This window comes from Pantoea sp. X-Soil-TKNS-1280 (assembly GCF_059730475.1).
Genome location: NZ_AP035962.1, coordinates 2,205,875 through 2,229,443, shown reverse-complemented (window position 1 = coordinate 2,229,443; position 23,569 = coordinate 2,205,875). Strand labels below are relative to the sequence as shown.

The 23,569-nt window shown below is 54.6% G+C and carries 21 protein-coding genes; 8 read left to right on the top strand and 13 right to left on the bottom strand.

Annotated features, from left to right (window positions below; all coding sequences use genetic code 11):
* Positions 1 to 29: 29 nt before the first annotated feature.
* The 6 genes from AC6I8X_RS10405 to rstA form a co-directional block, all read right to left on the bottom strand.
* Complete coding sequence (locus AC6I8X_RS10405) at positions 30 to 836, bottom strand: trypsin-like serine peptidase (protein WP_299453639.1); 807 nt, start codon at positions 834 to 836, stop codon at positions 30 to 32.
* Positions 837 to 952: 116 nt separating this feature from the next.
* A complete protein-coding gene (gene ydgU, locus AC6I8X_RS10400) occupies positions 953 to 1,033 on the bottom strand; it encodes a small membrane protein YdgU (RefSeq protein ID WP_462982560.1) in 81 nt (26 codons plus the stop codon).
* An 82-nt stretch (positions 1,034 to 1,115) separates the two neighbouring features.
* Entirely contained in the window at positions 1,116 to 1,565 is a 450-nt protein-coding gene (asr, locus tag AC6I8X_RS10395) for an acid resistance repetitive basic protein Asr (RefSeq protein ID WP_299453641.1), read from the bottom strand.
* Between the two features lie 169 nt (positions 1,566 to 1,734).
* Complete coding sequence (locus AC6I8X_RS10390) at positions 1,735 to 3,222, bottom strand: carboxypeptidase M32 (protein WP_497839760.1); 1,488 nt, start codon at positions 3,220 to 3,222, stop codon at positions 1,735 to 1,737.
* A gap of 14 nt (positions 3,223 to 3,236) precedes the next feature.
* Positions 3,237 to 4,544, bottom strand: a complete 1,308-nt coding sequence (rstB, locus tag AC6I8X_RS10385; protein ID WP_313686350.1) for a two-component system sensor histidine kinase RstB — start codon at positions 4,542 to 4,544, stop codon at positions 3,237 to 3,239.
* Positions 4,541 to 5,266 carry a two-component system response regulator RstA gene (gene rstA / locus AC6I8X_RS10380; protein WP_299453650.1) on the bottom strand — a complete coding sequence of 242 codons (726 nt, stop codon included), beginning with the start codon at positions 5,264 to 5,266 and terminating at the stop codon, positions 4,541 to 4,543. The genes rstB and rstA overlap by 4 nt, the downstream gene beginning before the upstream one ends.
* Positions 5,267 to 5,443: 177 nt before the next feature.
* On the opposite strand from rstA, the gene AC6I8X_RS10375 reads away from it, so the two are divergent.
* Positions 5,444 to 5,857 (top strand): hypothetical protein, encoded by a 414-nt coding sequence (locus AC6I8X_RS10375; RefSeq protein ID WP_084874976.1) that lies wholly within the window; start codon positions 5,444 to 5,446, stop codon positions 5,855 to 5,857.
* Here the strand turns inward: AC6I8X_RS10375 and AC6I8X_RS10370 are convergent.
* Positions 5,854 to 7,245 carry a basic amino acid/polyamine antiporter gene (locus tag AC6I8X_RS10370; protein WP_497839759.1) on the bottom strand — a complete coding sequence of 464 codons (1,392 nt, stop codon included), beginning with the start codon at positions 7,243 to 7,245 and terminating at the stop codon, positions 5,854 to 5,856. The two genes, AC6I8X_RS10375 and AC6I8X_RS10370, sit on opposite strands and share 4 nt — an antisense overlap.
* A 207-nt stretch (positions 7,246 to 7,452) precedes the next feature.
* Positions 7,453 to 8,406 (bottom strand): DUF1471 family protein YdgH, encoded by a 954-nt coding sequence (ydgH, locus tag AC6I8X_RS10365; RefSeq protein WP_208715146.1) that lies wholly within the window; start codon positions 8,404 to 8,406, stop codon positions 7,453 to 7,455.
* Positions 8,407 to 8,945: 539 nt separating this feature from the next.
* Between ydgH and pntA the strand changes: the two genes are divergently transcribed.
* Both pntA and pntB read left to right on the top strand, forming a co-directional pair.
* Entirely contained in the window at positions 8,946 to 10,478 is a 1,533-nt protein-coding gene (pntA, locus tag AC6I8X_RS10360; RefSeq protein WP_497839758.1) for a Re/Si-specific NAD(P)(+) transhydrogenase subunit alpha, read from the top strand.
* A gap of 11 nt (positions 10,479 to 10,489) precedes the next feature.
* Entirely contained in the window at positions 10,490 to 11,878 is a 1,389-nt protein-coding gene (gene pntB / locus AC6I8X_RS10355; protein ID WP_299453667.1) for a Re/Si-specific NAD(P)(+) transhydrogenase subunit beta, read from the top strand.
* Between the two features lie 86 nt (positions 11,879 to 11,964).
* Here pntB and uspE read toward each other — a convergent pair whose 3' ends face one another.
* Positions 11,965 to 12,927 (bottom strand): universal stress protein UspE, encoded by a 963-nt coding sequence (gene uspE, locus AC6I8X_RS10350; RefSeq protein ID WP_084874966.1) that lies wholly within the window; start codon positions 12,925 to 12,927, stop codon positions 11,965 to 11,967.
* A gap of 119 nt (positions 12,928 to 13,046) precedes the next feature.
* Positions 13,047 to 13,799, bottom strand: coding sequence for a fumarate/nitrate reduction transcriptional regulator Fnr (gene fnr / locus AC6I8X_RS10345; RefSeq protein ID WP_084874964.1), 753 nt, complete (start codon positions 13,797 to 13,799; stop codon positions 13,047 to 13,049).
* 296 nt (positions 13,800 to 14,095) lie between these two features.
* On the opposite strand from fnr, the gene smrA reads away from it, so the two are divergent.
* Positions 14,096 to 14,662 carry a DNA endonuclease SmrA gene (gene smrA, locus AC6I8X_RS10340; protein WP_497839757.1) on the top strand — a complete coding sequence of 189 codons (567 nt, stop codon included), beginning with the start codon at positions 14,096 to 14,098 and terminating at the stop codon, positions 14,660 to 14,662.
* Here smrA and AC6I8X_RS10335 read toward each other — a convergent pair.
* Positions 14,659 to 15,579: a LysR substrate-binding domain-containing protein gene (locus tag AC6I8X_RS10335; RefSeq protein WP_313686125.1), complete on the bottom strand. Its 921-nt coding sequence runs from the start codon at positions 15,577 to 15,579 to the stop codon at positions 14,659 to 14,661. The two genes, smrA and AC6I8X_RS10335, sit on opposite strands and share 4 nt — an antisense overlap.
* Before the next feature lie 324 nt (positions 15,580 to 15,903).
* Here AC6I8X_RS10335 and AC6I8X_RS10330 point away from each other — a divergent pair, with 324 nt between their 5' ends.
* Both AC6I8X_RS10330 and hglS read left to right on the top strand, forming a co-directional pair.
* Entirely contained in the window at positions 15,904 to 17,226 is a 1,323-nt protein-coding gene (locus AC6I8X_RS10330) for an MFS transporter (protein ID WP_497839756.1), read from the top strand.
* Positions 17,227 to 17,316: 90 nt separating this feature from the next.
* Entirely contained in the window at positions 17,317 to 18,654 is a 1,338-nt protein-coding gene (gene hglS, locus AC6I8X_RS10325) for a 2-oxoadipate dioxygenase/decarboxylase HglS (protein ID WP_497839755.1), read from the top strand.
* Between the two features lie 33 nt (positions 18,655 to 18,687).
* Here the strand turns inward: hglS and AC6I8X_RS10320 are convergent, their stop codons facing one another.
* The gene (locus AC6I8X_RS10320) at positions 18,688 to 19,122 is read right to left on the bottom strand and encodes a DoxX family protein (RefSeq protein WP_084874956.1); all 435 of its coding nucleotides are present in this window, start codon (positions 19,120 to 19,122) and stop codon (positions 18,688 to 18,690) included.
* Between the two features lie 192 nt (positions 19,123 to 19,314).
* On the opposite strand from AC6I8X_RS10320, the gene AC6I8X_RS10315 reads away from it, so the two are divergent.
* Positions 19,315 to 20,832: a carboxylesterase/lipase family protein gene (locus AC6I8X_RS10315; RefSeq protein WP_497839754.1), complete on the top strand. Its 1,518-nt coding sequence runs from the start codon at positions 19,315 to 19,317 to the stop codon at positions 20,830 to 20,832.
* Positions 20,833 to 21,045: 213 nt separating this feature from the next.
* The gene (locus AC6I8X_RS10310) at positions 21,046 to 22,722 is read left to right on the top strand and encodes a methyl-accepting chemotaxis protein (protein ID WP_497839753.1); all 1,677 of its coding nucleotides are present in this window, start codon (positions 21,046 to 21,048) and stop codon (positions 22,720 to 22,722) included.
* Here AC6I8X_RS10310 and AC6I8X_RS10305 read toward each other — a convergent pair.
* Positions 22,680 to 23,561, bottom strand: coding sequence for a LysR substrate-binding domain-containing protein (locus tag AC6I8X_RS10305; RefSeq protein WP_299453698.1), 882 nt, complete (start codon positions 23,559 to 23,561; stop codon positions 22,680 to 22,682). The genes AC6I8X_RS10310 and AC6I8X_RS10305 overlap by 43 nt on opposite strands.
* Positions 23,562 to 23,569 lie beyond the last annotated feature (8 nt).

The following is a 23,569-nucleotide window of genomic DNA, read 5'->3' as shown; positions in this document are numbered from 1 at the left end:
GCAACGCACCTTATCGGGTTAGCGCAATGTTATTGCGCTAACTCCTCCAGTTTGTCGCGGAACGAGGTGACCGCAATGGCGCGGTTATCCGCACGATAACGATCGGCGGGTGCAGGGGCGGAGCTTTGCACCGCAATTAATTGCCAGCCGTCATCTTTCTTCAGCAGCAGCGGTGAACCGCTGTCGCCGGGCAGGGTATCGCATTGGTGCGACAATACCGCGCGCTGTGCCCAGCCGGTAATCAGACAATCGCTGTGCGAATACAGCGTATCCAGATGATCTGCCGGGTAACCGGCCTGAGTTACCTGACGTCCTGTGGCTTTCAGCGCGTCCGTCAGATCGCCACGCGAACCGTCAAACAGCGGAATCGGCGTGATAGCGGAGGGCGGGTTGTGCAGGATAATCAAACCGTAATCAAAAGGTGCGGCGTCAGGCGGAACAATCCAGCCTTCACCATCGGCTTTCAGCTTGCGTGCCAGTGAGGGTTCCACGCGAGCATCGATATCATGAATTTCATAACGCCAGCCTTTTTTGCCAGCCATAAAACGCAGCGCTACGGGTTTATCGAATTTGCCTGGTGGGGTCAGTAAACAGTGACCTGCGGTTAATGCCAGATGGGCAGAAATCAGCGTAGCCGTGCAGAGGTTGCCGCTTTCGGTCTCCAGTTGACCTATGGCATCCCAGGGCGCAGCGCTGACATCGGTAATGGCTTTGCGGTGATCCTTGCCAAAGAACAGCGTTTTAATCTCGTCCGGGCTTGGCCCGTCTTCGTCATCGGCATGTGCTGCAAGGTTAAAACTGAAAATACCAACAAATAACAGGATAGCCAGGCGCATAGTTCTCTCAATGGCGAGAATAAGTAGAGGTTTTGGTCATCACGCTTGAGCGATAACTATAGTCGGTAAGCGGTAAAATAGGGAGAAATATTGGGATAATCAGCACGCTACAACGACTAAATAAAGAAGCTGGCTGCGACAATGCCGCACAGGATCACCACAATCAGAATGATTTCGAAGCGATAGCGACGCACCATGTTCCGCTACTCCAGTAAACAAACACCCGGCAGAACCGGGTGTTTTAATCATTAATGCAAGGTCGGGCGCGCAGAGGCAACCTTATTTAGCGGCTTTTTTGGTCGCTTTTTTGTGGTGCTTTTTAGCAGCCTGAGCTTTCTGTGCAGCAGGTTTAGTTACTTTTTTGTGGTGCTTTTTAGCAGCCTGGGCTTTCTGTGCAGCCGGTTTGGTTGCTTTTTTGTGGTGCTTTTTAGCAGCCTGAGCTTTCTGTGCAGCAGGTTTGGTTACTTTTTTGTGGTGCTTTTTGGCAGCCTGAGCTTTTTGTGCGGCTGGTGCTGCTTTTTTCTTTGCTGCTTTTTTGTGTTTCTTGGCAGCCTGAGCTTTCTGTGCAGCGGCTTTCTTGTGTTTATGAGTAGTCGCTTTGTGTTTAACCGGTGCAGCGGTAGTAGTTGCAGCAGCAGCCGGAGCCGGGGTAGCAGTGGTTTCAGCTGCGAAAGCTACAGAAGACAGACCCATAGCAGCGGCGATCACCAGCGCAAATAATTTTTTCATTGCAAATTCCTCGAACTATTTTTTCATGTGTAGCCCACTGCGGGGCCGGTGAAATGACTATATGAAATTGCAGGAATTCTTTCCGTGAGGGATTGGTATCGGCGTGTAACGGAATGTACAAAGGAAGGTAAAGGAATAGAAAAGGCGGCCAGCAAGGCCGCCGCGCAGTTTAATCAGCCAGATAACGTTGTTCAAGATGCTGGCGGAAATAGTACGGATTTAAGGTTTCTCCGGTGGCGTTGACCAGCAATTGCCCGGTCGGGAAACGGCTGCCGTGCTGCCAGATATTCTGTTGCAGCCAGTCAAACACCGGTTGTAAATCCCCCTGCAGAATCAGCTCGCTGACCTGCGGAATGGCGCGCTTCACCGCCTGGAACAGCTGTGCCGCATACATGGCTCCGAGGGTGTAGGTCGGGAAGTAACCAAAGGCTCCATCCGTCCAGTGGATATCCTGCATACAGCCATCACGATAATTGCCTCGTGTATCCATGCCGAGTGCATCCTGCATCTTTTCATCCCACAGCGCAGGAATATCGTCTACCTCGATCTCGCCCTCAATCAACGCACGTTCAATCTCGTAACGTAAAATCACATGTGCCGGATAGCTGAGTTCGTCGGCATCAACACGGATCAGGCCCGGTCTCACACGTTGCGTCAGACGGATAAAATTATTACTGGCTAGGGCGGGCTGACCGCCCATCAGCGCAATCACCTGCGGCTGGATTCGTTGCAGAAACTCACGGCTACGTCCCAGCTGCATCTCCATAAACAGACTTTGCGATTCGTGCATCGCGGTGGAACGCGCATGCGCAACCGGCTGCCCGCGCCACTGCTGGGGCAGATTCTGTTCATAACGGGCGTGACCGGTTTCGTGGATCACCCCCATCATCGCGCTGAGAAATTCGTTCTCATTGTAACGGGTGGTGATACGCACATCTTCCGGCACACCGCCGCAGAAAGGGTGGGCACTGACGTCGAGACGGCCATGATTGAAATCGAAGCCGAGGGTGCCCATCAGGCTCAACCCGAGTTGCTTTTGTGATTCGATAGCAAACGGCCCGACCGGCGTGGTGACGGGATGCTGCTGTTGTTTAGCCACCACTTTTTGCAGCAGTTCCGGCAGCCAGCTTTTTAACTCGCCAAAGGTCTGGTCAAGTTGAGCGCTGGTCATACCCGGTTCGAACACGTCAAGCAGTGCATCGTAGCGGGAGACGCCCAGCGCCTCAGCACGCAGCTGTGCTTCTTCGCGGCTCAGTTTCACCACATCTTTCAGATTGGCGGCGAATCCCTGCCAGTCATTCGCCGGGCGCTGCTGACGCCAGGCGTGTTCACAACGGGAACCCGCCAGCGATTTTGCTTCAACTAATGAGGCCGGGAGAAGGGTAGCCTGTTGCCAGGCGCGGTGCATTTCCGTCAGGTTTGCCTGCTCCACATCATTGAGAGATTCCTGCTGCGCGGCATCAAACAGGCCACCGAGGCGTTTATCGGTCAGGATTTCGTGCATAAATACGCTCAGCTCGGCCATGGCTTCACCACGGGCGCGGCTGCCACCGGCAGGCATGGTGGTTTGCATATCCACACCGGCGATAGCGCCTAAATGGCCGAAGCGAGACAGACGCAGAAAAGTGCGGCTAAGTTCCTGATAAGCTGAGGACACGGGGAAACTCCTTGTTAGGTTAAGCGCGACGGGATTTCCCGCAAGGGTAGATCAACCGGCCAGCAAAAGCGAACGCTGGCACCGCCCAGCGGGCTGCTCTCAATGGTGACATTGCCCTGCAACGCAAGGGCGATGGAGTGGACGATCGCCAGACCGAGGCCGCAGCCGCCGGTGGCACGATCGCGGCTGGGATCGAGGCGTACAAAGGGCTCAAACACGCGTTCACGCTCTTCCTGCGGAATGCCTGGGCCGTCATCCTCCACCTGCAAACACCCGATACTGCCATCAAACCACAGGCTGACGCGCAGCCGTTGTTGTGCGTAGCGCAGCGCGTTATTGACCAGGTTATCCAGCACGCGCTCCATCAGACGGGTATCAGCGACGCCAACGTTTTCACGTTGCGGAATGTCGAGATCGATTTGCGCCTGCGGATTCACCGCCTGCACATCTTCAATATGCAGGCGCAGCCATTCGGCGAGATCAAAAGATTTCAGGGTGAGATCGACACGCGGACGGTCGAGGCGCGCATAGGTCAGCAGCTCCTCGATTAAGCTTTCCAGCTGGCCGATATCCCTGTTCAGCGCTGCAGATTCATTTTCGCTCAGGTTTTCACTCATCTCCAGCCGATAGCGCAGACGTACCAGTGGGGTGCGTAATTCATGGGCGATACCGTCAATCAGCTGCTTTTTACTGGCAACCAGCGTGTTGATGTTATCGGCCATCTGGTTGAAGGCGACGCCGAGACGGAACAGGCTGGAGGTGCTGTCAAAATGGGTACGCACATCCAGTTCACCGCGACCAAAGCGTTGTGCTGCCTTTTCCAGCCGCAGCATTTCTTTCCAGTGGGGGCGCATCCAGATAAACACTGGCAACGCCAGCGACATGCCAATAAAAGCCAGCAGCGCGATATCCAGCAGACGCATCTGATGCAGATAAAACAGGTAAGGAATCGGGCCAACGGATAACACGTAATGGCTGCGCGGAATGTGTTGCAGGAAGGTGTATTGATCGTCAAGCGCCACGATTTCGCCTGCACGTAACCGCTTCATATCCGGCTCGTCCAGTTCATACTTACTCATCGGCTCGATGTGCAGATTAAAGGATAAATCGAGATCGAGGCTGCGGATGGTTTTGTTCCAGTCACGCGGCGGGATCTCACGCAACTCGCTGCGCATCAAAAACAGCGAACTGGCCATTAAATCATTCATCGACTGGCGTCCGGCGCGTTCGGCGGTGAATTTGTACACCAGCCCTACCAGCAAGGTCATCACCAGAAAGCAGACGAAAAGTAACAGATAGAACTGGATAAAGAGCTTTCTCATGCGGAACGGGTATCCCAGGCCTGCGGCGCGAACAGATAGCCTTTGTTGCGGATGGTTTTGATGCGGAACGGCTCGGTGGCGCTGTCATACAGTTTCTTGCGCAGGCGCGAAATTGCCACATCAATGCTGCGATCCATCCCGTCATAGCTGACGCCACGCAGGGTTTGTAATAACGCATCACGGTTGAGAATCTGCCCGGCGTGGTTGGCCAGTTCCCACAGCAGGTCAAAGTCCGCGGTGGAAAGGGTGATGTTTTCCTCAAACAACGTGACCTGACGATTCAGCGCATCGATAGTCAGCGAGCCAAAGCGCAGTACCTTCTGCGAACTTTGTACCGCCGGGGTAACTTCCGGCTGGCCGATATGCGCCTGACGCAAATGCAGACGCAGGCGCGCCAGCAGCACCGCAGGTGGGGTGGTTTTCAGAATATAATCGTTGGCACCCATTTCCAGCGCCAGAATGTGGTTCATATCGCTGTCGAGCGATGTCAGCAACACAATGGGGCCTTGCCAGCTGGCACGTAAGTCGCGACATAAGGTCATGCCGTCTTTGCCCGGTAGCATGATATCCAGCATCACTAAATCGGGATCAGCGGCGGCAATGGTGGCTTCAGCGCGGTCACCGCGCGTTTCCACAATTACTTCAATGTCATGACGTCCGAGGTAGGCAGCGATCAGCTCACCTACTTCCGGTTCATCTTCCACATATACAATCTTGTTCATAATCCACTGTGACTGGTGAGTATGGACAGCAGCATAGCGTTTTCAGCTGTCGAGCTCTATGCTACAGCACGAAATATCCTTTGCTCTCTGGTATCCGGGCCGTGAAATGTGCCATTATTAGCAGCGCGTTGTGGCGCAAGGTTCGGAACCGTAATGAAAAACAGGAGGAGTGCGAGGGTGTCTGATAAAGAGCTGGCTTCAGCCGGATACAGTGACCGCATCTGCTTCAATTACAGTGATTTCCTTTCCGCCTCGTGCAAAAAACGCTGGAGCTTCGTTGACGCCATCTATGGTGTGTTGCCCATTTTTGGCATGGTCACCCGTAAATCAGCGCACAGTCTACAGGCCAGCGACGATCATCTGAAAGAATTAGCATTACAAATCATTTCAACTCAGGTCAGTGATGAGATCAACATTGCGCGCCTGATCACCCTGGCTGAACAGCAGCACATCAGCCGTTTCGATATCCAGTTACCTTATCCGCTGTCAGCGGAGCAGCTTGACGCCATCCATCAGGAATACCGTAAGCCGCTCAATCTGACACAGCAGGGTGACCTGCTGTGCGTGACCATCCCCGGACAACCGCATTAATTTGTCAGCTGCCACACGGCGGGTAGTGATGCGGCGATTAACAAGACGATAGCGATACGTTCCAGCTGTGACAGCGTCTGACTGGCACGGCCGCCACGGCGCGCATATAGAAACAACAGCACACCCGGCGCATACAGCACCACGGACAGCAGCAGATGCAACGGACCTGACGCGTACAACAGCCAGATACCGTACAGGCTGGCACCGATGCCCGTCAGCATCGCCAGGGGCTTTTGCTGTCCGCGAACCACCTTGATCAGATACAAACCGACCAGCAGGTAAGGCACGAGAATCATCTCCGAGGCGATGGTGAGCAGAGTATTGTAATCCGCGCCAGTGACGGCAATCAGAATCAGACACACCTGCACGCTGCCATTGGTCAGCCATAGCGAGGCAGCGGGGGAGTTATGGCGGTTCTGCCGGGCAATGCTGCGCGGAAAAGCCCCTAATTGCGCGGCGAGAAACGGGACTTCAGCGGCCATAATGGTCCAGCTCAGATAGGCGCCGCACACCGAGATGATTAAGCCGATGGCGATGACGGCATCACCCCAGTGGCCGATCAGATGTTGCATCAATCCGGCCATCGAGGGATTACGCATTTGCGCCAGCTCCGCGCGCGGTACCACACCCAGCGACAGCAGCGTCACCAGCAGATAAACCAGCAGCGCGGCCAGCACTGCCAGCATTGTCGCGCGACCCACATCTTGCTTATGGCGCGCGCGGGCTGAGACCACCACCGCACCTTCAACACCGATAAACACCCAAAGGGTGATCAGCATGGTTTGCTTCACCTGTTCCCACAGCGGTTTATCGAGCGCAACACCGCTAAAATCGAGGCGAAAACGATCATAGTTAAATGCCATTACCGCCAGCACCACAAACAGCAGTAGCGGAACCAGTTTGCCCAGTGTCGCCAGCACATTGATGCTGGCTGCCGTCTGCACGCCGCGCAGCACCAGCGCATGGACCAGCCACAGCAACACCGATGCACCGAGCATCGCCTGCCAGGTATTACCATCCCCAAACACCACGTGATCGGGCGTATCGGTAAAAAAGCTCAGCGCAGAAAACACAATCACCAGATAGGAAACGTTAGCAATGACCGCGCAAAGCCAGTATCCCCACGCCGAACAGAACCCCATCAGCTCGCCAAACCCGGCACGGGCATAGGTAAAGATACCGCCATCCAGCTCGGGTTTGAGGCGTGTCAGCAAGAGCATCGCCAGGGAAAGAAACAGAATTCCCACACCGGTAATTAACCAGCCAATCAGCAACGCCGCCGGACCCGCGACGGCGGCCATATTTTGTGGCAGGCTAAAAACACCCGCTCCCAGCATTGAACTGAGTACCAGCGCGGTGAGTGCACTAAGACCTAATTTTTTATCCAAAACGCCATTCCTGAGCAGCAGAGTATGCTGGGTAAAAACGATTCCGTTGGATATTAACGCGACAAATCGTCGGCTTTGAAACGGAATGCCCTGAAAATCAGGCGGCAGATTTTACGGAGTGCGTAGCGGGAAGGCAATGAATGATGATGCAGAGATGGTTAGCTTTTATGCAAATAGCAGGGCGACGAGTGCCGCCCTGCCTGAAGATTACTTGAACAGGTCTGCGGTGACGGTCAGGTTGCCGCCGCTCTGGTTCTGCCATTGACGGGTGACGTGGTAATACTTCGCCCCTTTATCTCCGGCACGTTTCGCCACTTCTTCAGAAACTTCAGTCGGTGAACCGAAGTGGCCGGTAAAGGTCACGGTATCAAACGGTTGCATCTGTGCTGCGGTAATCGCGTTCACTTCCTGAATTTTCTTACCGTCGGCTAAGGTTACCGTGTAACGCTCACCGGTGGAGGTCTGGGTTTCGAAGAAACGACCCACTTTAGTGGTTGGGGTTTCTGAAGAGGCAACGCCCGGGATCTCAACGTTTTTCGCGGCAGCACCACCTGCGGCCAGTGCGGCTTTACCCGCTTCAGAATCAGCAGGGATCAGGTTCGGGCTCTGAACTTTGCGTTCTTTGGCATCGGCTTTATAGACATAAGCGGTGACGTACTGGTTACCGCCATTGTTGGCATCGATCTGACGAACGATAAAGAAAGAGGCCGCGCCTTTCTCTTTCGCTGCTTTAGAAATAGCGTCGTTGACATCCGGCTGGCTGGGGAAAAAGCCGCTGACGGAAACGGTATCGAACGGCTCCAGACGGTAAGCTTCTGCTTTTGGCAGCGCTTTTACGCCATTGTAGCTGAGGTATTCAGTCTGCTTTGATGCTTCAGGTGCATCCGCGTGGTACAGATCAGCGGTAACACGCCAGTTACCGCTGTTGCCGTTACTGTCGTTGATGCCCTGAATGTAGTAAGAGGCTGCGCCCAGTTCATCAGCACGTTTTGATACGGCGTCAGCAGCGTCGCCAATCGCGTTGAAACGGCCGGTGATATTAATACGTTGGAATGGCTTCAACGCGGCCGCTTTTTCCGGCGTCAGTTCCTGCGCAGCAAACGCATTGGCTGCCAGCAGTGATAACAAGGTGGACGCCAGAATAGTGTTCTTAAGCTTCATAAAATGATCCTTCGCCTTACGCAAAAATGAGTACGAAAACGTGCTGGACTCTTGATGTATAACAGATTAGCCGCTGATTATTACATGTAATAATCAGCCTGTCTCAGCCAATTTATCCGACACAGATTGACAATCTACCCGGATTATTCATTGGACTGTCATCACTATCTGCTATGGCGTTTTTTTGTGCGCGTTACCACTAAATCTGGTAACACTTAGTGCTGCAATAGTTAAAGTATTGTTAAATAAAGGTTTTTAATAACACTAAATTCGCCGTGACACGATTTTGCACAGCATATAATTTTTTAATATGACCAAAATGCAGTGGCAAAACGTGGCATTCAATCTTTGCTTCTGAATATTTGTGTGAATGTCATAAGTATGCATTATCACTGTGGATCGCTATTCATATTTTCAGTAGGTTATAAAGACTTTGTTACATTGCGCATTTCGCTCATAAGTAGCTGAAACATTGTTTCAGTTACCTGAGCCTGTGCCGCTTACAGACCCTCATCCTTTAACCGATGAAAGGAAACAGTATGTTAATTGGGATACCCAAAGAGCGGTTAGCCAATGAATCGCGCGTGGCCGCCACGCCGAAAACCGTTGAGCAACTGATCAAGCTGGGATTCAGCGTCACCATCGAGCAGGGCGCAGGTATTCGTGCCAGTTTTGATGATGAAAGTTTTGTTGCCGCAGGTGCCAGCATCAGCAACACCGCTGAGGTGTGGCAGTCAGATATCGTGCTGAAAGTGAATGCGCCCGACGATGACGAAATCGCGTTGACGCGTGCAGGTAGCACCCTGGTCAGCTTTATCTGGCCGGCACAGAATCCGGCGCTGCTGGAAAAACTGGCGGCACGTAACGTCACCGTGATGGCGATGGACTCCGTGCCACGTATTTCCCGCGCCCAGGCGCTGGATGCACTCAGCTCGATGGCGAATATTGCCGGTTATCGTGCCATTGTTGAAGCCGCGCATGAATTTGGTCGTTTCTTTACCGGGCAAATCACGGCGGCAGGTAAAGTGCCTCCCGCCAAAGTGATGGTGATTGGTGCGGGCGTGGCTGGTCTGGCTGCGATTGGCGCGGCGGGTAGTCTGGGCGCTATCGTGCGTGCATTCGATACCCGTCCGGAAGTGAAGGAACAGGTACAGAGTATGGGTGCCGAGTTCCTTGAGCTGGATTTCGAGGAAGAAGCGGGCAGCGGCGACGGCTACGCCAAAGTGATGTCAGAAGCCTTTATTAAGGCGGAGATGGAACTGTTTGCCGCACAGGCAAAAGACGTGGACATCATCGTCACCACGGCGCTGATTCCGGGCCGCCCGGCACCGAAGCTGATTACCAAAGAGATGGTTGCCAGCATGAAACCGGGAAGCGTGATTGTCGATCTGGCGGCGCAAACCGGCGGTAACTGTGAGCTGACCGTCGCCGATCAGGTCACGCTGACCAGCAACGGCGTGAAGATCATTGGTTACACCGATCTGCCAAGCCGTCTGCCGACCCAGTCTTCTCAGCTGTATGGCACCAACCTGGTGAACCTGCTGAAACTGCTATGTAAAGAGAAAGACGGTCAAATCACTGTCGATTTCGAAGACGTGGTGATTCGTGGTGTAACGGTCATCCGTGACGGCGAAGTGACCTGGCCGGCCCCGCCGATTCAGGTTTCCGCTGCACCGAAAGCCGCGCAGCCTGCAGCGGCCCCGAAACAAAAAGTCGAAGAAAAGCCGGCATCGCCGTGGCGTAAATTTGTGCTGCTGGCGTTGGCCGTGGTGCTGTTCGCCTGCCTGGCAAACGTCGCGCCGCCGGAATTCCTGTCGCACTTTACCGTGTTTGCGCTCTCCTGCGTGGTGGGTTACTACGTGGTGTGGAACGTCAGCCACGCGCTGCATACCCCGCTGATGTCCGTGACCAACGCCATTTCCGGCATTATCGTGGTTGGCGCAGTGTTGCAGATGGGGCACGGCGGTTGGGTTACGCTGCTGGCATTTATCGCGGTGTTGATCGCCAGTATCAACATCTTTGGTGGCTTTACTGTCACCCAGCGCATGCTGAAAATGTTTCGTAAGAATTAAGGGGTAACAACATGTCTGGCGGATTAGTCACTGCAGCATACATTGTTGCCGCGATTCTGTTTATTTTCAGCCTTGCCGGTCTCTCTAAACATGAGACTTCAAAGCAGGGTAACATTTTTGGCATGAGCGGGATGGCTCTCGCGCTACTCGCAACCATCTTTGGTCCCAACAGCGGTCACGTTGCCTGGATCCTGCTGGCGATGGTGATCGGCGGTGCAATTGGTGTCCGTCTGGCAAAGAAAGTCGAAATGACCGAAATGCCGGAACTGGTTGCTATTCTGCACAGTTTCGTTGGTCTGGCGGCGGTGCTGGTAGGTTTTAACAGCTACCTCGACCACGCACCGGGCCTTTCGGCGGTGATGGAAAACATCCATCTGACCGAAGTGTTCCTCGGCATCTTTATTGGTGCGGTCACCTTCACCGGTTCAATCGTCGCCTTTGGCAAATTGCGCGGTAAAATTTCATCGCGTCCGCTGATGCTGCCGCATCGCCACAAGCTTAATTTGCTGGCGCTGGTGGTTTCATTTGCGCTGCTGGTGTGGTTTGTCCGCACGGAAAGTACCGGTGCACAGGTATTTGCGCTGCTGCTGATGACGGTGATCGCGCTGGCATTTGGCTGGCACCTGGTGGCTTCTATCGGCGGTGCTGACATGCCGGTAGTGGTCTCCATGCTGAACTCCTATTCAGGTTGGGCAGCGGCGGCGGCCGGTTTCATGCTGAGCAACGACCTGTTGATCGTCACCGGTGCGCTGGTGGGTTCGAGCGGTGCCATCCTGTCTTACATTATGTGTAAGGCGATGAACCGTTCGTTTATCAGCGTGATTGCCGGTGGCTTTGGTACGGATACCAGCGTCGGTGGTGAAAGCGAAGAGGCCGGTGAACACCGTGAGATCAATGTTGAAGAAACCGCAGAGCTGCTGAAATCCTCAACCTCAGTGATCATCACCCCCGGCTACGGCATGGCGGTGGCGCAGGCGCAGTATCCGGTGGCGGAAATCACCGAGAAATTGCGCGCACGCGGTATCAAAGTGCGTTTTGGTATTCACCCGGTGGCCGGTCGTCTTCCTGGTCATATGAACGTACTGCTGGCGGAAGCCAAAGTGCCGTATGACGTAGTGCTGGAGATGGATGAGATCAACGATGATTTCAGCGATACCGACACCGTACTGGTTATCGGTGCGAACGACACCGTGAACCCGGCAGCGCAGGAAGATCCACGCAGTCCTATCGCGGGTATGCCAGTGCTGGAAGTCTGGAAAGCGCAGAACGTTATTGTCTTCAAACGTTCCATGAATACTGGCTATGCCGGTGTGCAGAACCCGCTGTTCTTCAAAGACAACACCCAGATGTTGTTTGGTGACGCGAAGGCCAGCGTAGAAGGCATCCTGCGCGCATTGTAAAAACCAGAAGGGCGACATATGTCGCCCTTCATTATTCGTAACGGCGCGATTTATCGCGCGGGTTGTTCGACAGCGTGCACAGCCTGTTATTCGTCGTCGTCTTCTTCGTCATCATCATCGAGTTCGATGGGTGATTTAAAGTCATCCGGCTTAATCGCCAGCAAATCGCAACGCAGATGGTCGATCACCTGTTCAGCAGTATTACCGAGGAACGCCGCAGATAATCCGGTACGGCCTATGGTACCCAGCACCACAATTCCCGCTCCCAGATGGGCTGCGATATCGGGGATCACTTCTTCCGGCAAACCTTTTGCCACATGAGTGAACTCTTCACTGATGGAAAACTTCTGCCGCAGCGCTTTCATCGCCACCAGATGCTGGCCGCGAATCGCATCGTTGTAAACGCTGGGATCGAAGTCCGGCAGTTCGATAGCGATGTTTATCGGGGTAATCGGGTAGGCACCCACCAGATGCACTTCGGTATGGTTAACCATTTCCGCCAGCACCGTGGTTTCCTGAATCAGCTTTTGGTTGAGGGCATCATGATGAGGTTCTTCGCTGGCGAGGTTCACTGCCACCAGCGCTTTGCCGCCTTCCGGCCACGGCTGGTCTTTAACCATCCACACCGGGCAAGGGCATTTACGCAGCAGATGCCAGTCGGTGGGGGTGAAGATCACTGCTTCCAGCCGATCGTGCTGGTGCGCCATCTTCAGCACCAGGTCGTGCTGATGGGTCATGACCTCATGAATAATCGCTTCAAAGGGGCGGTTATGCCAGATCACCTTGATTTCAATATCGACCCCCGCCTCTAAATAGGCGTGGGCTTGTTCACGGATCCACTCGGTACGCTGGCTTATCACGCCTTTGCGCATATTGCCACGCTCATCAGGCGACAGCAGCGTGGTCATTTCGTATGAAAAATCATAGATAGGCAGGAAAGCTTTGATTTTTCCGCCGATGCGTTGATTGAGATAAACCGCACGCCGCAGCGCGGGTTGATCGTCCTGCTGTGCATCAATCGCGACCAGAATATTTTGGTACCGGGACATAAGGCAATCTCCTCAAAACCAAAGCAAGTTGGGATAAAGATAGCCTAAGTTAGGACAGTGCAGAAGGGAAAAAGTTGTTGCCGGATCAATAAAATAACATTTATCGATCCGGCTGAGTGTCAGGCAGCCTGCTCAGTCTGACCAGCAAGTTCTGCCAGCAAAGCATGGTTTTCAATAGTGATATATTTGCCTTTTACCGCCAGCATGCCACTTTTCTGGAAACGACCGAGTAAACGGCTGATGGTTTCTACGGTTAGTCCCAGATAGTTACCAATATCGCCGCGCGTCATGGTCAACCGGAACTCGCGCTGGGAAAAACCGCGCTGACCGAAGCGACGTGACAGGTTCCAGATAAAGGCCGCCAGGCGTTCTTCAGCATTCTTTTTCGACAGCAACAGAATCATGTCCTGATCGCCCTTAATCTCGCCACTCATCAGGCGCATCATCTGCTGACGCAGGGCAGGCATTTTGCCGGACAAATCGTCGAGAGTCTCAAACGGGATCTCGCACACCATCGCGGTTTCCAGTGCCTGGGCAAAGCTGGGGTGATGGGCGCTGACAATGGCGTCAAAACCTACCAAATCACCTGCCAGATGGAAGCCGGTAATCTGTTCGTCACCCTGTTCAGTGATGGTGTAACTTTTGATGGTGCCAGAGCGAATAGCGTATAAAGATTTCAGTTCATCACCGGCTTTGAACAATGTCTGGCCTTTCTGAATCGGCTTTTTGCGTTCGATGATATTATCCAGCTGATCCAGTTCGTGCTCGTTCAGCGTGAAGGGAATACACAACTGGCTGATACTGCAATCCTGGCAATGGATGGCACAACCGCCAGACTGAATACGTCGAATGCTGCGTTTTTCCGGGATCATAATGTCTACGCTCGATGATTATTGACTGTGGTCAATTTTAACATTTTTCCGTGCAAAGGGCACTCATCCGAGCAGTAATAATCCTCAAAAAAAGTGGGGGTGACACAAAAATAGTTGATCAGCGCTAATTCCGCTATTTGCCGATAAATTCCGCAAGGGTGTTTTTTGATCTGGAACGATTTGTTGACACTTTTTTGCACCACCCGTTGCTGGGTTTTTGTACAAAAAGTGACAGATGTGATGCCAGAAAGCTTTTGCTACTCTTTCTTCGCTGAATTGTTATGTGGGAAAAAACCATGAACCTTGATGATGATGACCTTTTCCGGGATGCCATGGGTGATGTAACACCGTTGAAAGATTGCGCCAATACCCAGTGGCTGCGCACACCGTCCACCAAAGCGCCACGGGTGGCACAACGCAATGATGAACAGGAAAACTTTCTCACGCGTGGCTTTCTGGAGATTATTTCCCTTGGGACGCCGCTGGAACACAAAGCCGACGGTATCCAGCAAGGGGTGCTGGATAAGCTGCGGCTGGGCAAATACCCACTGGATGCCAGTCTCAATCTGCTGCGTCAGCCGGTAGAAACCTGCCGCCAGTCGTTGTTCAGCTTTATGATGCAGGCGCGCAAGCAGGGGTTACGCAATCTGCTGATCATTCACGGTAAGGGGCGGGAGGATGAATCGCACGCCAATATCGTGCGCAGTTACCTCGCTCGCTGGCTACAACAGTTTGATGAAGTGCAAACCTTTTGCGTGGCACAACCGCAGCACGGCGGCGCGGGAGCGCTCTACGTTGGATTACGTAAAACGGATAAGGCGCGCCTGGATAACCGCGAACGGCATGCCAAGCGCAGCCGCTAGCTGTGGAACTTACGGATCGTCGCCATTAAGACTTCTGCGCTCAGGCTTAAGGTATTACCGGTGCGGGTGATAATACCCACCGGCTCGCCAGGTCCAACGGAACTGATGGGCAGGGCGCAGAGCGCGTTATGGCTCAAATCTTCTTTAATGGCTCCGGACGGCACAAACCACACATAGTCGTAACGCAGCGCCAGCTGACGCGCCAGTGAGGTGGAAGAGGTTTCAACACAGTTGGCGGGCAGGGAGCAGTCCTGATCATCCAGCATCTGCTGGGCGATACGGCGTGGTGCCGTGCCCTCCGGGGAGATCACCACCGGCCATTGCATGGCGCGTGATAGTGTGACGTTGTCACCTAATAACGGATGTTCCGGGCGTACTACCAGCTTCAGCGACTCCAGAAACAGCAACTCATAAGTCAGGCCAGCCATCATTTCGCTGTCGGCCATGCGGCCAATACCGATATCAAATTCCCCGGCCCGTAAACCCGCCAGCAGTACGTTGTTATGCAGGGTTGCCACCTGAACCGTGGTGTTGGGTTGCTGCTGATGAAAACGATCGAGAATTTGCGGCAGCATACCCATCGCTGCCGTCGTCAGCGCGCCAAGACGAATCACCATTGGGCGTCCTGGCAGCGGGGCGTTGAAGCTCTGCCCGGCATGATTCAATGCATCCAGCACCTTCACCGCATGGGTAAGAAATTGTTCCCCCAGGGTGGTGAGTTGCGCACCAAGTCTGCCACGTTCAAATAAACGGGCACCTGCCAGTTCCTCCAGCTCGTTGAGGGTTTTCGATAGCGCAGGCTGGCTCAGGCTGAGAGTCTCTGCTGCCCGGCCAAGGGTGCCCTGCTGCGCTACCGCAACAAAGGTATGTAAGTGGCGCAAGCGAATGCGCTGATTGAAAAGGATATTTTTGTCCATAACCTCACACTTAATGAGATTTCCAGCGTGCAAGCAACTGGCAAACTGAAATTTTGTTAACCTTGCTGCAAAATTATATTAACAATTTTAGATTGTATTGCGCTAAACGCATAAGTCGCTGTAATCATGGGAAATACCGCATATTAAGCTGCCGGGTACATTATCACCGCCTGTAATATCAGAGGGTTAAGATCACAAATCCTGAATAATTCTCAATTACATTCAAAATTAGTGCCCGCTATTGTTAACGATGAGCTATCATAAGCGCCGTTTTTTTTACCAAAACTGATGTTTAAATCGGTAAGCCGAAGCAGGGGTTCTGACGTGACCAGCGTTGAAGCAGTAGATGTCCGCCAGCTCATTAATCAGAGCGCATTCAGTAGCCGGCAAAAGCGCCTGATTGCGCTCTGCTTCATTGTCGTGGCGCTGGACGGTATGGATATCGCACTGATGGGCTTTATCGCACCGACGCTCAAAGCTGCCTGGGGAGTCAGCAATCATCAACTCGGCATGGTCATTAGCGCCGCATTGGTGGGGCTGGCACTGGGTGCTGTGGTGGCGGGGCCACTGGCCGACCGTTTTGGTCGCCGCCTGCTGATTCTACAAAGCGTACTGTTCTTCGGCATATGGACACTGGCCACTGCGATGGCACAAAACATCGAACAGATGATGTTGTTCCGTTTCCTGACCGGATTAGGCCTTGGCGCGGCCATGCCCAACGTGGGTACGCTCGTGGCGGAATACGCCCCTGAACGCCGTCGTTCCTTCATTATTACCGTGGTATTTTGCGGTTTCACCTTCGGTGCCGCCTCAGGTGGTTTTGCCGCCTCATGGCTGCTGCCGCGTTATAACTGGCATGCGGTGATGTTGCTTGGCGGTGTGCTGCCGCTGGTGGTACTGCCTTTCTTGCTACACGGTTTACCGGAATCAGTGCGTTTTCTTATCAGTCGTCGGGCACCTGCGGCACGGATACATGCCATTCTCGATCGTATGATGCCGGGCGCAGTGCAAGCCAATAGCCATTTTCACAGTGCCGAGCCACCCGCAGCACGTCATGGCGCGATAGCCACCGTCGTGTCCCGCCGTTACCTGTTTGGCAGCCTGATGCTGTGGGGCGGTTATTTTATGGGGCTGTTCCTGGTTTATTTGATTGGCAGCTGGCTGCCGTCACTGGTGAATACGCTGGGGATGTCGGTTACCGAAGCCGCAATCATCACCGCGATGTACCAGGCTGGCGGCACCCTGGGTTCACTGTTCGCTGGCTGGCTGATGGACCGCGTCAATGCCAACCTGGCGCTGGCAGTGATCTATTTTTGTGGCGGTATCGCGATTATCGTCCTCGGCTTCTCCCCGGCCGAGGTCGGATTGATGAGTGGCATCGCCTTTTGCAGCGGCTTTTGTTTTAACGGCGCCAATACCGGCATGAACGCGCTTGCTGCCAGTTATTATCCCACCCATGCGCGTGCGACCGGTTCCAGCTGGATGCATGGCGTAGGACGCGTCGGTGCCATCCTGAGCGCCTTTGTTGGCGCAGAATTGCTGTCGCTCGGCTGGTCATTCAGTCATATCTTCCTGATGCTGGCACTCCCGGCGGCGTTAACCACGGTGATGCTGGTCCTGAAATTTCGCTTTGGCGATCCAGAGTAAGCAGGCGAGATCACAGTTCCACGAAATTGTTACCCGGTGTTAAACGGTTGATCTACAGTAGCAACAACCCTTTAGCCCGAGGTGATAATCATGGACAACTTTCTCGCCAGTGATGCCATTCGTACGCTGTTTTCTCAGGCCATGTCGGCCATGTACCAGCAAGAGGTGCCGCAATATGGCACTCTGACGCAGCTGGTCAGCGCCGTTAACGAACGGACGCTGGAAGCCAATCCCGCCCTGAAAAATCGTCTGGCGGCTGCCGATGAACTCAGCCGCTTAAGCGTGGAGCGTCATGGTGCCATCCGTGTGGGTACGGCTGCGGAGTTAAGCCTGTTGCGGCAGATGTTTGCCGTCATGGGGATGTATCCGGTGGGGTACTACGATCTGTCACAGGCTGGCGTGCCGGTGCACTCCACCGCGTTTCGCCCGGTCAGCGATAGTGCGCTGCGGCGCAATCCCTTCCGCGTTTTTACCTCACTGTTGCGGCTGGAGTTGATTAACGATGAGGCGCTGCGTGCCAAAGCTGCCGCTATCCTCGCGGCACGCGATATTTTTACCCCAGGCTGCCGGGCGCTGATTGCGAAACACCAGCATCAGGGGGGGCTTACCGCTGGCGATGCTGCGTTATTTGTCAAAGAAGCGCTGGAAACTTTCCGCTGGCATGCGCATACCACGGTAGACAGCGCTACCTATCGTGCGCTGAGCCAGCAACATCGTTTGATCGCCGATGTGGTGTGTTTCCGCGGTTGTCATATCAACCACCTGACCCCGCGCACGCTGGACATTGACCGTGTGCAGGCGCTGATGCCGTCACGCGGTATCGATCCTAAAACGCTGATCGAAGGCCCACCGCAACGTCAGGTGCCGATTCTGTTGCGCCAGACCAGCTTCAAGGCGCTGGAAGAGCCGGTTCATTTTCAGGATGGCTTTCAGGGGACGCACACCGCCCGGTTCGGCGAAATCGAGCAGCGTGGCGTGGCGCTGACGCCGAAAGGCCGCGCGCTGTATGATAAGTTGCTGGCCGAAGCGGGAACCGCTCCTGATAATCAACACCATCAGCAACATCTGGCAGCGGTGTTCAGTGACTTCCCTGATGATGAAACCAGCCTGCGGGAACAGCAGCTGGCGTGGTTCCGCTATCGGCTAACGGAAAAAGGTGTCCAGTCTCCTCCGCGTGCGGAAGAGAGTATGGAGCAGCTGATGAAAGAAGGGCGATTGCTGGCAGAACCCATCACTTATGAAGACTTTTTACCGGTAAGCGCGGCGGGGATTTTCCAGTCTAATCTGGGGGATGAAGCCCAGGTACGCAGTGCGGGCTATGCCAGTCGTGAAGCATTTGAAAACGCGCTGGGTGCAGCGGTGCAGGATGAAATGGTGTTGTATCAGCAGATGCAGCAGCGCAGTCTGGTACGCTGCGGACTGGCATAAAAAAGAGCCGGTCTGCGGACCGGCTTGGTAGCATTATTGCAGGCGCGGAGTCCGCACCAGCGAGTATTTCCCGGCCCCCAGAAACATAATGGCGAGTGCGCCAAGTGTGTAAAGGGCTTCCGTCTCCAGCGACCATGCACCCACATCCGTCAGGTGCCAGACCACGCCCATTTTGACCAGCAACGTCGCGACAATCATGTTGATCACGATAATGAACGCCGCAGGGCGTGTCATGAAACCAATGATCATCATCACGGGTGCCAGAATTTCCCCGATATAAGCACCGTATGCGATGAAGCCAGGCATACCTCTGACGGTGAGCAGATGCTCAATCCATGCCACACCGTGAACGACTTTAAATTCACCATGAAACAACAGTAATCCGCCAAACGTCAGGCGGAGCAACAATTTAGCGAAGTCCGGATGATCACACATCCGGGTAAACAGCTGATTAATGCCACCGAACATTGCGCTTCTCCATTTCGCCAGGTCAACCTGTAACATTAAATCTAATCGGTAAATGGCAACCCGACAAAAAATCAGAATGGGATGTTGAATCTCGCGTGCGGGTTTTCGGCTTAATCTGCAAATTCCTCAGCAACATGGACAATCACGCCGGGCCTGCAAATAATGGAGGAATCCATGATCAGGGAAGCCGAGATGAAAAATGAACGACGTCTGAGGATCGTGACAGCGGAAGGTGAACTCAGAGGCACAATGGATGATGATCTTTTTGTCTTCAAGGGGATACCCTATGCCGCTCCTCCGGTTGGCGCCTTGCGCTGGCGGCCACCACAGCCGCTGCAACCCTGGCAGGGGGTGCATGATGCCACAGCATGGGGCGACGCCAGCTGGCAAAATCGGGACTACTGCGTCGCGGCAGGGGGCGGTGATCCGGGACGTTTTAGCGAAGATTGCCTCTATCTGAATATCTGGACGCCTGATATCGAACCCTCCAGACCGCTGCCGGTCATGGTGTGGCTGCATGGCGGCGGATTTGCTATTGGTGCGGGCAGCCTCGATCCTTATCGTGGCAAAGCGCTGGCCGCGCAGGGCGTGGTGGTGGTCACTCTCAATTATCGCCTCGGGCATTTCGGTTTTTTTTCCCACCCGGCACTGGATGCGGAATATCCCGATGGCGGCATGGTGAATAACTTCGCGTTGCTCGATCAGATTGCGGCATTGCAATGGGTGCAGCGCAATATCCCGGCATTTGGCGGCGATCGCCACAATATCACCTTGTTTGGTGAGTCATCGGGCGCGCGTAGCGTATTGTCTTTATGTTGTTCCCCGCTGGCCGAGGGATTGTTCCACAAAGGCATTGTGCAGAGCGCCTATAGCCTGCCGGATATTCCGCGTGCGGAAGCGCAGCAGGCGGGCAAAAAGGTGGCGGCGCATTTCGGGCTGACGGAGAACGCTTCTGCCTCTGAGCTACGCGAGTTGCCTGCGGAGGCGTTCTGGCCGTTGCAACGCCCGCTGGCGCTGGGGCCAGTGCCGATCAGTGGCGATACGGTGTTGCCCCGGCCGATGCTGGCCACTTTTCTGGCGGGCAAACAGCACCGGGTGCCCTTGATGATTGGCAGCAATAGCGATGAAGCCAGCGTGCTTGAGTATTTTGGTGTCGATGCCACCCAGGTGCTTCAGCAGCTGCGGCGTAAAAATCGCTTCAGCTATCAGGTGATTAAGTGGCTGTACGATCTTCATGATGACGCCCTGCTGGGACGTGCCGTGGCGCGTGATATGGCCTTTTCGGTGATGCCGTTGTTGATCGTTAAAGCGCAACATAATATTGGTATGCCTGGCTGGCGTTACTGGTTCGATTATGTTTCCGAACAATCACGCGATCTCTATCCCCACGGTGCCTGGCACGGCAATGAAATCCCCTATGTCTTTAATACGCTTCAGTCGCTGCCTCCGCCGGAAGGGCGCACGTATACCGCAGCCGACCATGCCTTTGCCGCCAAAGTCAGCGCCTTTTGGGTGACGTTTGCCCGGGACGCCAATGCGTTCAGCCATCAGTTGCAGGGTGACGTTGCCTGGCCCGCCTGGCGTGCCAGTGAAGATGTAACGCTAGTGTTTGGCCAGGATAAAGAGAATCCCCTGCGGTTACAGCCTCGTTTTATGCGTGGGCGACTGCGCTTGTTCCGCCTGATGATGCGCAGCATGGTGAAACTTTAATTAACCTGCTAATGATTAAATTCCGCAAACGTTTTTTTAAGGCAAATTTTTCCGCATCCCTCTGATTTAGCTCAGACAATCCTTTTGTATCTGTGGCCGATCCAGCAATTAATTAGCTTACTAAACCAGTACATTTTCTGAATCGACTGCCGATAAACGCAATATGCCCGATTTTATCGGGCCTCCATTGCGTTTCACATCAAGGGATTTCGTATGGGTATCTTAAAAAATTTTACTATTCGTGCCGTCATGCTAACCATTCTTGGGCTGTTCTGCCTGCTGTGGTGCGTCGTCGGCCTGTTTAGCGTGCACTCGCTAAACGCTCTGGGTGACGGCAACGAGGTTGATCGTCAGTTGGTCAATCAGATGACGGTGCTGAGCAAAGGCAACGATCAATATTTTCGTGTGGTCACACGCATGTCGCGTGTGATGGAAATCCGTGCCTCAGGTGCCACACCTCCGGCCGATGCATTTGGGCCGGTACAGCAGGCACTGGACAGCATGAAGCAGCAGCTGGAACAGTTTAAAGCGATGGCTCCCGGGCCGATGGATGCGGACACTGCCAATAGCGTGATCGCCAGCTGGCAAAAACTGCTGGATGAGGGGATTGCGCCGCAGGTCGCGCTGGCGCAGCAGGGCACGCTGGAGGCTTACCGTGCGCAGGCCAATAATGTCACACCGGCGTTGAGCCGTGCGTTTGGTGCCAGCGCCGAGAGTTTTAATCAGGCGGCGGCTATCAAGCTGGATGAAACGCGTGTCAACGTCGATAAACTGACTAACGTGACGAAGGTCATTATCCTGGCGGCGGTAGTGGTGGGGCTGTTGATCCTGCTGTTTACCGATCGCTACCTCGTCACCATGCTGGTTAAGCCGCTGGATAAGATTCGCGATCACTTCGCCATTATCGCTCAGGGGGATCTCAGCCAGCCGGTGCAGGAGTTTGGCCGCAACTGTGTGGGCAAACTGGTGCCGTTACTGCGCGCGATGCAGGACAGCCTGCGTGAAGCGGTAAGCGCCATTCGCAGCGGTACGGAAAACATTTACCGTGGTGCGGCGGAAATTTCCGCAGGCAACAACGATCTCTCTTCCCGTACCGAAGAGCAGGCCGCCGCGCTGGAGCAAACCGCTGCCAGCATGGAGCAGTTGACCGCCACGGTGAAATTTAACGCCGACAACGCGCGTCAGGCCAGTTCACTGGCGGAAACCGCCACCGGGACTGCACAGCAGGGGGGCCGTCTGGTGGGGGAAGTGGTGACCACTATGGAAGGGATTTCCGGCAGTTCGAAGAAAATCGCTGAAATCACCAACGTCATCAATAGCATTGCCTTCCAGACCAATATTCTGGCACTCAATGCGGCGGTGGAAGCTGCGCGTGCCGGTGAACAGGGACGTGGTTTTGCCGTCGTTGCCAGCGAAGTGCGTAACCTCGCCCAGCGCAGCGCCAATGCGGCGAAAGAGATTGCTACCCTGATTGAAGATTCGGTACAGCGCGTCGGTAAAGGCTCAGAGCTGGTAAACAATGCCGGTCATACCATGAATGACATCCTGAAATCGGTTCAGGATGTGAATGAGATCATGAAGCACATCGCCGCTGCCTCGGAAGAACAAAGCAAAGGGATTTCGCAGGTGGGCACGGCAGTGACGGAGATGGACAGCGTGACGCAGCAGAACGCGTCACTGGTTGAAGAGGTTTCTGCGGCGGCCAGCGCGCTGGAACGTCAGACCGAAGAGTTGCAGGCGTCAGTGGCGAAATTCCGCCTTGCGCCCAGCGCTCCGGTTACGGTCGCGGCCAAACCACCGGCTGGGCCTGTGTTACGCCGTCCGGCGCTCAACGCGCCGCCGGTAGCTCAATCCAAATCCGCCAGCACCGACGAATGGGTTTCATTCTGAGGCTGACACAACCACGCCACCAGTTCCTGCAGGAAGGGTGGCGCATCACGTTCCGCTCGCTGTAATAAGCTATAACTCGCCCCGGTAGAGACGCAGTGGTCAAACGGGGCGATCAACCGACCATTTACCAGATCATTCTGCACCAGCGACACATCCGCCACCGTCACACCAAATCCCTGAATCGCCGCACTGATCGCCAGATCCATGGTGGCAAAATGCTGGTTGCGCGCCATCGGAACGCTGGCCTGCTGTGCATGCAGCCACAATTGCCAGTCGCGGGTGTCATTGGTGGGATGTAAAAAGGTGAAGCGGGACAGGGCAGCCACGCTGGCGGGCGGCGTGACGCTGCTGGCCAGCACCGGGGTCAGACGCTCATCAAATAAATGGATGGCCTCGGCGGGGGCAATGCCGTAGACAATCGCCGCATCGAAGTTATCCAGTTGCGAGGCATGATCGAGAGTGGTGGTGAGCGCCACATGGATGTCCGGTCGCTGTTGCTCCAGCGCCACCAGACGCGGCACCAGCCAGCGCATGGCACAGGTGGGCGCTTTCAGGCGTATCGAGACATTGCTGCGGCTGGCCTTTTCTGTGGCATTGACCAGCATGGCGAATCCCTGTTGCAGCTCAGGCAGCAGCGCCGCCCCCTGCGAGGTCAGATGCAGCCCACGCGCGTGACGTTCGAATAACGCGAACCCCAGCCAGCTCTCCAGTGCGGCAATTTTGCGGCTGACCGCGCCCTGCGTAATGCAAAGCTCACTGGCGGCACGGGTCAGATTCAGGTGACGCGCCGTGACCAGAAAGGCGTGAATGGCGTTGAGCGGCAGAGCAGAGCGGGACATAACAGCCT